The following is a 12,529-nucleotide window of genomic DNA, read 5'->3' as shown; positions in this document are numbered from 1 at the left end:
CAAAAAAAAGCCGCCCTTCCAGGGCGGCCTTTTTATTTAGCTATTAATTATTAACTGTTAACTATTCATTGCCCTTTTAGTCCGTACCGCCCGCATTCACCGGCTCGAAGTCTTCATCCTTCAGCTCCGGCAGCTTCTCATCGCAACCCTGAATGCCCTGCTTTTTCAGGTTGGTGCAGACCCGATCCAGCTTGTTGTCCACCGCGTGCATGTGATCCAGCAACAGGTGAATCGCTTCCGCCACCGGGTCAGGCATGTCGTTACTGACACCATAGGCCTGGAAGCCGATCTTCTCGGCCATTTCCTGGCGAGTCTTTTCTTTCTCGGTCAACGGATGGCTAATCACCCGGCCCGGGATACCGACCACTGTCGCCCCTTCCGGCACCTCCTTGGTAACCACAGAATTGGAGCCAATCTTGGCATTCTTGTGCACCGTAAACGGCCCCAGCACCTTGGCTCCTGCACCAACCACCACACCGTCTTCCAGGGTCGGGTGGCGCTTGCCCTTGCTCCAGCTGGTGCCACCCAGGGTAACGCCGTGATACAAGGTCACGTCATCACCGATTTCTGCGGTTTCACCGATCACCACCCCCATACCGTGATCGATAAAGAAACGACGGCCAATTTTGGCACCGGGATGAATTTCGATACCGGTGAGCCAGCGCGAAAACGTGGATAACAACCGTGCCAGTTGCTTGAAGTTGCGCGTCCATAGCCCATGGGCCAACCGATGGAAAAGCACTGCGTGCAAACCGGGATAGTTGAGCAACACTTCCAGCGTATTGCGGGCCGCCGGGTCCCGGTGAAAGACCGAACGGATGTCCTCGCGCACTTGATCAAACATAACTACCTCAACATCGAAGCCTTGGGCCTGGGCCCGTTAGGATGACGCCAATAACCGTTTGTTACGGCACATCAGCCATCATCTCGCGGCATTTTTTTCTCCAACGCCACCAATACGCCCCGCAAAATGCTCATTTCCATTTTGTCCGGTCGGGCGCGCATAAACAAACGGCGCATGCGCGTCATCACCTGCCCGGGCTGCTCCGGATTCAGGAATCCACTCTGCGCCATCACCTTTTCCAGGTGGTCCAGAAACCCCGATACCGCTTCGTTGGTGGCCGGCGGCTCATCCCAGAACATTTCCGGCAACGGCATGACCTCGCGACGGGAACGGGATTCCTGCAGCTCAAAGTCGTCCCCCAACAACGCCAGGCGCAGCTCGTAACTGATTAATTGGACCGCCGACGCCACATTCAAGACCCCATACTCCGGGTTGGTGGGCACGCTCACATGAAGATTGCAGCGGCGCAGCTCGTCGTTGGTCAGCCCCCGGTCCTCACGGCCGAACAACACCGCGATGCGGGTATTCTGCGGCGCATTGGCCAGATCGTGAGACAACTGAGCCGCCAACTGGCGTGGTGTCAGGCAAGGCCACGGAATGCGCCGCTGACGGGCGCTGGTGCCAATCACCAGAGTGGCGCCTTCCAGGGCCTCGTCCACGCTGTTGCATACCTGTGCAGCCTCCAGCACATCGCCGGCACCGGAGGCGCGCGCCGTCGCCTCCACACTGGGGTAGGCCTGCGGCTGCACCAGACGCAGATCCGACAGGCCCATGGTTTTCATGGCCCGGGCAGCCGCGCCGATATTGCCGGGGTGGGAGGTTTCCACCATCACAATGCGCACATTTTCCAACATGGGAGGCCTCTCGTTAAAAAAGGCGCTAATCTTAACACGGCGGCTGCCCTGATCGCGCGGGCTCTGCTACAATCCGCGCCCCGGAACGGGAACCCCGAGTTTCCCTGCCCCGCGCTCTTTAACACTGTTACGCCACACGCCATATTGAGGATAGATGCCATGCATGCGCCGCAAGTGAATATCGCCCTGCGAGCCGCCCGTCAGGCGGGAAATCTGATTCGCAGAGCTGCTGAAAGCAGTGATCCCGTGTCTGTCACGAAAAAGGGCATGAACGACTTCGTCACCGAAGTGGATCGCGCTGCAGAAGCGCGCATCATCGATGTGATTCGCAAGGCCTACCCGGACCACAGCATTCTGGCTGAAGAATCCGGTATGCTCGAAGGCAGTGGCGACGGTAAAGACTACCAGTGGATCATCGACCCACTGGACGGCACTACCAACTTCATCCATGGCTTCCCCCAGTACTGCGTCTCCATTGCCCTCAAATTCAAAGGCAAAATCGAGCATGCAGTCATTTACGATCCCAACCGCGACGAAGAATTCACCGCCAGCCGTGGCCGTGGCGCTGCCCTCAATGGCCGCCGCATTCGCTGCACCAACCGGGCTAGCCTGGAAGGCTGCCTGATTGGCACCGGCTTCCCGTTCCGCAAGGACCAGGCCCCGCATATGGACGCCTACCTGGGCATGTTCGCGGATATCGCGGCCTCCACCGCCGGCCTGCGTCGCCCCGGTTCCGCAGCCCTGGACCTGGCCTGGCTGGCCGCCGGCCGGCTGGACGGCTTCTTTGAATTCGGCCTGGCAGAGTGGGACATGGCCGCAGGCGTACTGCTGATTACCGAAGCCGGCGGCCTGGTTGGCGACCTGAGCGGTGGCCACAAGTACCTGGAAAGCGGCGGTATCGTCGCCGGCAGCCCGAAAGTCTTTAAGGGCTTGCTGCAAAAAATCAAACCTCATCTGAACGACAGCCTGAAGCGCTAACCCCCGCACAGCCTCACCTTCCCCCTTCCTCCCGCTGCGGAGGAAGGTTTTTTCCTGCCTGTCCCCTCACCCCGTTTTGTAAAAACTCCTTAGACTTCAATACGAAAGTGCTGTCTGTGGCATGGACATCTCGGCACGCTTTGCTAGCGTGTCAGGTATAACGGTTCAGCAAGGAGACGCTTCATGGCAACGGTTTCTCTCACGGACAGCACCCTGTTCCGCCAACAGTGCTACATCGATGGTCAGTGGTGTGATGCTGACGACGGCGCCACCTTTGCGGTCGACAACCCGGCAAACGGCGAAGACATCGGCACCTCGCCCCGCATGGGCGAAGCCGAAACCCGCCGCGCCATCGACGCCGCCCACCAGGCTTTTCCCGGCTGGCGCGACAAGACCGCCGCCGAACGGGCCAACCTGCTGATGGCCTGGCACGACCTGATGATGGAGCACCAGGAAGACCTGGGCCGCCTGATGACGCTGGAACAGGGCAAGCCCCTGCCCGAGGCCAAAGGGGAAATCGCTTACTCTGCCTCTTTCCTGAAATGGTTTGCCGAAGAAGCGCGCCGGGCCTATGGCGACACCATTCCCGCGTCCAAACCCGGCCAGCAGATCGTGGTGATCAAACAACCCATCGGGGTCACCGCCGCGATCACGCCCTGGAACTTTCCCTCCTCGATGATTACCCGCAAAGCCGGGGCGGCCCTGGCCGCAGGCTGCACCATGGTGGTCAAACCCGCCAGCGCCACCCCGTACTCCGCACTGGCGCTGGCCGAACTTGCCGACCGCGCCGGCATTCCTGCGGGGGTTTTCAACGTTATCACCGGCAGCGCCGGCGCCATCTCCACGGCAATCACCGACTCCCCCAAGGTTCGCAAACTGAGCTTCACCGGCTCCACCGAAGTGGGCAGCCAGCTGATGGCCCAGTGCGCCAAACACATCCAGAAGGTCTCACTGGAACTGGGCGGCAACGCCCCCTTTCTGGTGTTCGACGATGCCAACCTGGATAAAGCCGTGGAAGGCGCCATGGCCAGCAAGTTTCGCAACACCGGCCAGACCTGCGTGTGCGTGAACCGTTTCCTGGTACAGGAAAGCATCCACGATGCCTTTGTGGAGAAATTCAAGGTTGCCATCGAAGCCATGAAAGTAGGCGATGGCTTTGAAGAAGGCGTTTCCCAGGCTGCCCTTATCAACCGGGGCGCCTCCGATAAAGTCATGGAGCATCTGGAAGATGCACTGGGCAAGGGCGCCCGGGTCATCACCGGGGGCCAGCGCCACGAACGGGGCGGCAGCTTCGTTCAGCCCACGCTGATCACCGGCGTTTCCACCGATGCCCAACTCTGCCAGGACGAAACCTTCGGGCCGCTGGCGGCCATCATTCCCTTTAAAACCGAAGAAGACGCCATCCGCATTGCCAACGACACCCCTTACGGGCTGGCAGCATACTTCTACAGCGACAATATCCACCGCTGCTGGCGCGTGGCAGAAGCACTGGAAAGCGGCATGGTCGGCGTCAACGAAGGGTTGATTTCCAATGCCACCGCACCATTTGGCGGGGTCAAGGAATCCGGCCTGGGCCGCGAAGGCTCCCACCAGGGCATGGAAGAGTATCTGGAAACGAAATATCTGTGCATGGGAAGTTGAAACCAGGAGCGAGTTGAAAGTTAAAAGTTGAAAGTCGCGACAGAGTATCGAGCACGCGAAGCATCGGTGCCCGCCTGCACAGACCAAGCTGCGCGAAGATCAACAGGCCGAGAACACAATTACTGTTCTCCGCGTTTTAACTTTCAACTTTAAACTCGCAACTCGGAGTTAAGGATGACGAAACGGCTAAACATCGCCCTGCTCCCCGGCGACGGCATCGGCCCTGAAGTCATGGCCGTGGCCGAACAAGCGTTAACACTGCTGATTGACCGCTTTCAGTTGCCGCTGTCCTGTCACTCTTTCCCCTGGCCGTCTCACGCCTGGCACCAGCAACACGGGCAGATGATGCCGGATGATGGCGTCGACCAGCTACGCGCCTTTGATGCCATTTTGTTGGGGGCCCTGGGCGACCCGGGGCCACTGGATGATCCGGACCGTTTTGTGCTGCCCGACAGCATTTCTCTCTCGCCGCTGCTGGCACTGCGCAAACAACTGGACCTGTGGGCCTGTGAGCGGCCAGCCCGCTGGCAGCCCGGCGCGCCCCAATACCTCAGCGATCCACGCGCCAACGATGTGGACATGCTGGTGATTCGCGAAAACAGCGAAGGTGAATACAGCAACCAGGGCGGTCGCCTGCGAGCCGGCACGCCCCACGAAGTGGCCACGCAGGTGGAGGTATTTACCGCCTCCGCCACTGAGCGTTTGATTCGTCATGCCTTTGAGCGCGCCCGCCAGCGGGCCACCCAACGTCATCGGCCGCGCCAGTTCAAGAACGAAAAAGCCTCACAGGTCTGCCTGATCACCAAACGCAACGCCCAGCCCTTCTGGGGCGACCTGTACACCGAAACCTTTCTGCGCCTGGCCCAGGAGTATCCGGATGTGGACACCCACCACGAACTGGTGGATGCGGCCTGCATGAAATTTGTCCAGTGCCCCTGGCGTTTCGATGTGGTGGTGGCCAGCAACCTGCACGGCGACATTCTCACCGACCTGGCGGCGGTGCTCTGCGGCGGCCCCGGACTCGCCCCCTCCGCCAACCTGAATCCGGCCGACAACAATATTCCCGCGTTATTCGAACCGGTCCACGGCAGCGCACCGGACATTGCCGGGCAGAATCTGGCCGACCCCCGCGCCACCCTGCTCAGCCTGGCCATGACCCTGGAATGGCTCGCCCCCCACCACCCGGCCCTGGGCAATGCGGCACAACATCTGCATGACACGGTAACGGCGGACCTGGCCAAGGGAAATGACCCCACACTGACCAACGGGGCCCAGGCCACCGGCACCCGGGAAACAGGACAACGGCTTTACGCATTGCTGGCTCCGTAACACGGGCCGGTAACGTCATAGCACCGGCGGGGCGTATTTTCATCCCGCTGGCATCAGACAACGACGGCAATGAGCGATGAGAAAGGAGGCACCATGAGTCATTTGTCCCCCTTACTGGTTCAGTCCAGCGGGATTTGCGCAGAGCGCGGCGAAGGTAGCTGGCTCTATGATGAAAAAGGCAACCGCTGGCTGGACTTCACCTCCGGCATCGGCGTGACCTCCACCGGCCACTGTCACCCCAAAGTGGTCGCCGCCACGCAGGCTCAGGTCGCCAAGCTGGTTCACGCCCAGTACGCCACCGTCACTCACCCCAACATGCTGGCCCTCACCGACCGGCTCTACGAACACCTGCCCAAAGGGCTTGATGCGGTGGCCTTTTCCAACTCCGGCAGCGAGTCTGTGGAAGCGGCCATTCGCCTGGCGCGCCAGGCCACCGGCCGCACCAATCTCATCGCCTTTCGCGGTGGCTTCCACGGCCGCACCCTGGCCGCGGCCTCGCTGACCACGTCCACCAGCAAGGTACGTACCGGCTGGCAGCCGCTGATGGCCGGGGTCAGCATTGCCCCGTTCCCGCACGCTTATCGCTATAAGCAGGACATGGATCAGTGTGTCACCGACTGCCTCAACGAGCTGGACCATATCTTCGCCACCGAGTGCAACCCGGCCGACACCGCCGCCATGATTATCGAACCGGTGCAGGGCGAGTACGGCTATTACCCCGCCTCGGCCGCCTTCATGAAAGGCCTGCGCGAACGCTGCGACAAGCACGGCATCCTGCTCATTGCCGATGAAATCCAGGCCGGTTTTGGCCGCACCGGCAAGTTCTGGAGCCACGAACATTTCGATGTAAAACCCGACATCATCGTCACTGCCAAGGGGCTGGCCAGCGGCTATCCACTCTCCGCCATCGCCGCCAGCCGCGACCTGATGACCCACGGCTACCCCGGTTCCCAGGGCGGCACCTATGGCGCCAATGCGGTGGCCTGCGCCGCCGCACTGGCCACCCTGGACGTTATTGAGGAAGAGCAGCTGGTGCCCCGCGCCGACAAGCTCGGCCAGCAGCTACTCACTCACTTGCAGGGCCTGCAAAAACAGCATGACTGCATTGATGAAATTCGCGGCATGGGGCTCATGCTGGGCTTGGAAATTGTCAGTGCCTCACACACCCCCGATGGCGACCGCGCCGGCAAGCTGCTCAAGCATTGCGAAAATAACGGCATGCTGATGTTGCGCTGCGGCACCCAGGGCCAGGTGGTACGCTGGTTGCCACCGCTCACCGTCACCGAAGCGGAAATCGAAAAAGCGGTAGAACTGTTTGATGCCGCACTGAAAGAAACATGAGTTAAAAGATGAAAGTTAAAAGTTTAAACGCGATCCCGGCATAGGGTTAACAGGCCCCTATGAAGCCGCGCGTGTACTTTGAATATACGCGGGCAAGGCTTTTGTCTTACGACAAGCTACCCCGGATCTTTCAACTTTGAACTTTTCACTTTCAACTCAAAAGGAGATTCGATGACCGACACCACCATCACCGTCCTGCTGGCCGAAGACGAACCGTCCCTGCCGGGCCTGGACTCCCTCAGCGACCACGCCCGGGTGCGGGAAGTGCGCACACCTGATGCACTCCGGGCCGCGCTGCCGGACACCCAGGTACTGGTGGTCACCGATTTCCGCACCGACCTGCTGGAGGAAGTGTGGCCGGATAACTGCCCGGTGCGCTGGGTCCATGCCACCAGTGCCGGCGTGGATGCGCTGATGATCGACCCGATCAAACACAGTGACATCGTGGTCACCAACGCCCGCGGCATTTTCGATCGCGGCATCGCCGAATACGTGCTGGGCGCCCTGCTGATGTTCGCCAAGGACACGCTCGGCAACCTGGCACTGAAAGAACAGCACCGCTGGCAACACCGTGAAACCCGCATGCTGCGCGGCGCCAATGCACTTATCGTGGGCGCCGGCTCTATTGGCCGGGAAGTCGCCACGGTGCTCGGCGCCATGGGCATGAACGTGATCGGCACCGCCCGCCATGCACGCCAGGACAGCGCCTTTGATCGGGTCCACCGACAGCAGGATCTGCCTGCCCTGCTCGGTGACGCGGACTATGTGGTGATCACCGCACCGCTGACACCGGACACCGACGGCCTCTTCGACGCCGCCACCTTCCGGCAGATGAAGCCCGGCGCGGCTCTCGTCAACGTCGGTCGCGGCCCCATCGTGCGCACCGACGCCCTGCTGCAAGCCCTGCAACGCGGCCGGCTGGCCGGGGCAGCACTGGATGTGTTTGAAGCGGAACCCCTGCCCGCCGACCACCCACTATGGAATCACCCCAAGGTGATGATCTCGGCGCATATGGCCGGGGACTTCATTGGCTGGCGCCAGGCGCTGGGCCAGCAATTTGTCGATAACTTCCACCGCTGGCGCCGGGGTCAGCCACTGGACAACCCCGTCAGCAAGGAACACGGCTATGTAACCAATCGGTGAGCCCGCCGCGACGGGCCACCCCAGGAGGATCGTCGATGAGTAAGGAATTACTGACCATGAGCGCCCAGGCGCTGAAAGCCGCTTACCAGACCGGCGCCCTGTCACCCGTGGAGGTGTGCAACACCCTGCTGGATCATGTTGAGCGCCATGATGAGGCGCTCAACGCCTGGTGTCTGATCGACCGTGATACCACCCTGCAATGGGCTCGCGAAGCCGAACAGCGATACCAGAACGGCAACGCCGACGGCCTGCTTGACGGGGTGCCGGTTGCGGTCAAAGACGTCTTCCTTACCCCCATGTGGCCCACCCTGAAAGGGTCGAAAACCATCGATCCCGCCAGCACCCTGGAAAAACGCTCCCCGGCCGTCGCCGCACTGGAACGCCACGGTTATGTGCCGCTGGGCAAGACCACCACCCCCGAGTTTGGCTGGAAAGGGATTACCGACAGCCCCCTGTGTGGCCCCACCAACAACCCCTGGGACCCGAGCAAAACTGCCGGGGGCAGCAGTGGCGGCAGCGCGGCCGCCGTATCCGCCGGCATGGCGCCCATGGCACTGGGCACCGACGCGGGCGGCTCCATCCGTATTCCCGCCGGCTTCTGCGGCATCGTCGGCCACAAGCCCACATTCAGCGAAGTCCCCCACTGGCCCGCCAGCCCCTTCGGCACCCTGGCCCACGCCGGCCCCATGACCCGCACCGTGGCTGACGCCGCGCTGATGATGACCGTCATGAGCGAAGCCGATGCCCGCGACAGTCTGGCCGCGCCACGCCGCGGCATTGATTATGTAGCCGCCCTGCAACAGCCCATCAAAGGTCTGCGTATCGCCTTGAGCACCACTCTGGGTTATGCCGACGTGAACCCGGAAATCGAAAAAGCCACCCGTGAGGCCGCCCGAGTTTTCGAATCACTGGGCGCCACTGTCAGCGAAGTCGACCCGGGCTTCAGCAACCCGCTGGCGGCATTCAGCCACCTGTTCTACAGCGGCGCCGCCAATGCCATGCGCGATCTGGGCGAGCGCCAGCGCAGCCTGATGGACCCGGCACTGGTGGAAGTGGCCACCAAGGCAGAAAAGCTGAGCATGCTGGATTACCTGGGCGCCATGAACGAGCGCATGGCGGTGAGTGAACGTATGGCCGTATTCCACACCAAGTACGACCTGCTGATCACCCCCTGCTTGCCCATCGAGGCCTTCGACACCAACCGGGAAGTGCCGGTGGACTGGCCCAGCACCCGCTGGCCCACCTGGACGCCCTTCACCTACCCCTTCAACCTGACGGGCCAGCCGGCATTGTCTGTGCCATTGGGGCTCAGCAGCAACGGCCTGCCCATGGCGCTACAAATTGTCGGTGCCCGTTTCGACGATGCCCGGGTGCTCGCCGCTGGCCACGCCTTTGAACAGGCGCAACCGTTTACCCAGCGACCACCGATGCTACAGAACTAGGAGCGCGACGGTGCGCATAGGGCTATCTTTTAGCGTCAGGCGTCCAGCGCTTGGCGTCCGGCGTTTGATAAGGAGCAGATGATGGGAAACAGCAATCTGGACACGGATTTCTACGAAAGCGAAGACCCGATCTGGAACCCGGCCCTGTTGACCATTCCGGTGCCGGGTATCCGCCGCATGGTGAATCTGGCTGCCGACCTGGACGATGTGATTCATCTGTCCATCGGCCAGCCCGACTTCAAACCGCCGGAGCACGTTATCCAGGCCGGGGTGGATGCGCTTTATGCTGGCCAGACCGGTTACACCATGGACGCCGGCCTGCCGGAGCTGCTGGAATCGCTGGCGGAGTACTACAGCAAACGCTATCAACGCACCCTGGTGCCGGAAAACTTCATGGTGACCACCGGCGCCACCGAAGCCCTGTATCTGGCGTTAACGGCCACCTCGGCCCCCGGCCGGGAGTTCATCGTGCCGGACCCGTCTTTCATGCTCTACGGCCCACTGATACGCATGAACGGTGGCATCGTGCGTAACATTGCCACCCGCGCCGAGAACAACCATCAGCTGGATCCCCAGGAAGTGATTGATGCCATGGGGCCCAATACCTTCGCGGTCATTCTCAACTCCCCCAGCAACCCCACCGGCACCATCTACCCGCGGGAAACCATCGAAGCCATTGTCGAAGAAGCGGCCTATCGCGGCATTCATGTGATCAGTGACGAGGTCTACGACCACCTGATCTACGACGGCAAGGATTACCCCAGCGTGCTGTCCTGTTGCCCGGACCTGGACCACGTCATGGTGATCAGCAGTTTCTCGAAAACCTTTTCCATGGCCGGCATGCGCATCGGCTGGCTGATCGGCAGCCAGGGCGCCATCAAGAAACTGCGCCGCTACCATATGTTCACCACCACAGTGGCCAACACGCCTTGCCAGTGGGCCGGCGTCGCCGCACTGCGTGGCAGCAACCAGTTTATCGACAACATGGTGGAGGAATATCAGCGCCGGCGGGATCGGCTGGTGGAATTGGTGGAACAGACGCCACACCTCACCGGCTACAAACCGGATGGCGCTTTCTATCTGTTTCCCTCGTTACCGGAAGGCGTCGACGGGGCCAACGTGGCGCTGAAACTGTTGCGCGAGACCGGGGTCTGCACCATTTCCGGCGATACCTTTGGGGACGCCGGGCGCAATGCCCTGCGCATCAGTTACTCCACCTCGCTGGATCAGATCGAAGAAGCCTTCAAACGAATTATTCCCTGGATGGAGAAACAGAACTTCAGTTAAGGAAAGCCGCAAAAAAAACGGGCCGGCTTGGGCGTAAACAACGCACCCAACCGGCCCGCGATCGTCCTGAGTCCAATGCCGGATTACGACTACACCTGGTTCGACCCATACCCGCTTTTTCGATTACGGTTTCTGCGCACCTTTTTGTGCGTCTGCCTGGGCCAACTCCGCTTCCATATCGGAAAACATCTGCTGCAGGGACGGCATCACATGCTGCATCTGGCGCTGGGAAATCTGTACTGATTCAGCCATTACCTGGGGCATTTTCTTCATGATCGCCCGGCCACTGTCTGACTGATAAAACTCGGCCATGTCCCGCAGCTCCTGCAGGGAAAAGGTACGCTGATAAATGGCCAGCATCTGCTCTTCCATGGCGCCCCAATCCAGTCCCTCCTCAAGAATGGTCTGCACTCGTGAGGTATAACGCTCCATCATGGCCTTGTTGTCAGCCGGGATAGTCTGCGTCAGGGCCTGGTCGGTCATGCCTTCAATCTGTCGCCGGGCTTCACTGAAAATGGCTTTGGCATTACTGGCTTCCAGCACCTCTTTGGCGGCAGCCGTCTTGTCCGCCTGTTCCGATGCCTGTGCGGTTACCGACAGGAAAGACAGCAACAGTACGGTCAGTATTTTTTTCATGATTATCTCCAACATTGCGGCGCCAACACCGCCAGCCTGAAAAGCAAAAAGGCCGTGACGAATCACGGCCTTTTACTATCAATTAACCACTATCAATGATCAATTGCCGTTATGGCATTTCATCCACTTCTTCCGGTTCCGGAACCATGAAGTCTTCCTTGCTGACCTTCATCATGAAGAGGATATTGCTGACCACATAGATGGACGAGTAGGTACCCACGAAGACCCCTACCAGCAAGGCTTCCGAAAAGGAACGCATCACTTCGCCACCGAAGAAATACAGCGCCACCAGCACCAACAAGGTAGTCGCGGAGGTGTTGATTGTCCGGGTCAACGTCTGGTTCACCGCACCATTGATGATGGCCACCGGGTCCGTCTGCCGTGAATTGCGGAAATCTTCCCGAATACGGTCAGCCACTACAATGGAGTCGTTAAGCGAGTAACCGATCAGCGCCAGCACCGCCGCCAGCACGGTCAGGTCGAAAGGCCACTGAATCAGCGAGAACAATCCCAACACGATGATCACATCGTGAAACAATGCGACCACGGTGGCCACGCCGAACTTGTTGGAGAACCGGAACCACACGTAGACCATCATCAGACCCAGCGCCAACAACATGGCGGTGCCCGACTCGTCACGCAGCTCGTCCCCTACCTGCGGGCCAACGAACTCCACTTTCTGTTTTTCCAGGTCCGGGTTGTGGTTTTTCAATACCGCGACCACATTCAGGCCAACCTGGTCTGCATCCTTGCCGTCCCTGGGGGCGACTCGAATATTGACCTCTTTTGGCGAACCGTAATGCTGAACAACCGCATCACCAAACCCCGCATCGGCCAAATCCGCACGGACTTCAGACAGTTCCACATCTACCGGGCTTTTGACTACCACGGTCGTGCCACCGGTGAAATCCAGCCCCAGGTTCAGACCCCGGGTCAACAGCAGCGCCACGGAAATAACGACTAGCGCCAGCGACAGGACACCCAGCGGTTTGCGGGCGGCCATAAAATTGATGTTCATGGGTGCTTTGCTCATA

11 protein-coding genes are annotated in these 12,529 nt (G+C 60.4%); 7 read left to right on the top strand and 4 right to left on the bottom strand.

Annotated features, from left to right (window positions below):
- Window positions 1–76: 76 nt before the first annotated feature.
- Entirely contained in the window at window positions 77–844 is a 768-nt protein-coding gene (gene cysE / locus ADG881_RS14375) for a serine O-acetyltransferase (protein ID WP_007148881.1), read from the bottom strand.
- 71 nt (window positions 845–915) lie between these two features.
- Window positions 916–1,698, bottom strand: coding sequence for an RNA methyltransferase (locus ADG881_RS14370; RefSeq protein WP_007148326.1), 783 nt, complete (start codon window positions 1,696–1,698; stop codon window positions 916–918).
- A gap of 159 nt (window positions 1,699–1,857) precedes the next feature.
- Here ADG881_RS14370 and suhB point away from each other — a divergent pair, with 159 nt between their 5' ends.
- The 7 genes from suhB to ADG881_RS14335 all read left to right on the top strand — a co-directional run bounded on the left by suhB (window position 1,858) and on the right by ADG881_RS14335 (window position 10,859).
- Window positions 1,858–2,676, top strand: coding sequence for an inositol-1-monophosphatase (gene suhB / locus ADG881_RS14365; protein WP_007148721.1), 819 nt, complete (start codon window positions 1,858–1,860; stop codon window positions 2,674–2,676).
- Window positions 2,677–2,859: 183 nt separating this feature from the next.
- A complete protein-coding gene (locus ADG881_RS14360) occupies window positions 2,860–4,317 on the top strand; it encodes an NAD-dependent succinate-semialdehyde dehydrogenase (RefSeq protein ID WP_007149127.1) in 1,458 nt (485 codons plus the stop codon).
- A gap of 174 nt (window positions 4,318–4,491) precedes the next feature.
- Window positions 4,492–5,646 (top strand): isocitrate/isopropylmalate dehydrogenase family protein, encoded by a 1,155-nt coding sequence (locus tag ADG881_RS14355; protein WP_007150576.1) that lies wholly within the window; start codon window positions 4,492–4,494, stop codon window positions 5,644–5,646.
- 93 nt (window positions 5,647–5,739) lie between these two features.
- Window positions 5,740–6,987 carry an aspartate aminotransferase family protein gene (locus ADG881_RS14350; RefSeq protein WP_156790430.1) on the top strand — a complete coding sequence of 416 codons (1,248 nt, stop codon included), beginning with the start codon at window positions 5,740–5,742 and terminating at the stop codon, window positions 6,985–6,987.
- Between the two features lie 171 nt (window positions 6,988–7,158).
- Window positions 7,159–8,130, top strand: coding sequence for a D-2-hydroxyacid dehydrogenase (locus tag ADG881_RS14345; protein ID WP_007148450.1), 972 nt, complete (start codon window positions 7,159–7,161; stop codon window positions 8,128–8,130).
- A 35-nt stretch (window positions 8,131–8,165) separates the two neighbouring features.
- Complete coding sequence (locus tag ADG881_RS14340) at window positions 8,166–9,572, top strand: amidase (protein ID WP_007148374.1); 1,407 nt, start codon at window positions 8,166–8,168, stop codon at window positions 9,570–9,572.
- Between the two features lie 81 nt (window positions 9,573–9,653).
- Window positions 9,654–10,859 (top strand): pyridoxal phosphate-dependent aminotransferase, encoded by a 1,206-nt coding sequence (locus ADG881_RS14335; protein WP_039926881.1) that lies wholly within the window; start codon window positions 9,654–9,656, stop codon window positions 10,857–10,859.
- Window positions 10,860–10,982: 123 nt separating this feature from the next.
- Here ADG881_RS14335 and ADG881_RS14330 read toward each other — a convergent pair whose 3' ends face one another.
- Both ADG881_RS14330 and secF read right to left on the bottom strand, forming a co-directional pair.
- The gene (locus ADG881_RS14330; RefSeq protein WP_039926879.1) at window positions 10,983–11,495 is read right to left on the bottom strand and encodes a DUF2059 domain-containing protein; all 513 of its coding nucleotides are present in this window, start codon (window positions 11,493–11,495) and stop codon (window positions 10,983–10,985) included.
- Between the two features lie 109 nt (window positions 11,496–11,604).
- The gene (gene secF / locus ADG881_RS14325) at window positions 11,605–12,528 is read right to left on the bottom strand and encodes a protein translocase subunit SecF (protein WP_039926878.1); all 924 of its coding nucleotides are present in this window, start codon (window positions 12,526–12,528) and stop codon (window positions 11,605–11,607) included.
- Between the last annotated feature and the right edge of the window lies 1 nt (window position 12,529).

Source organism: Alcanivorax sp. DG881 (assembly GCF_000155615.1).
Classification (GTDB): Bacteria; Pseudomonadota; Gammaproteobacteria; order Pseudomonadales; family Alcanivoracaceae; genus Alcanivorax.
Note: the sequence above shows the minus strand (reverse complement) of the source record. Positions and strands in the feature narration are given on the sequence as shown.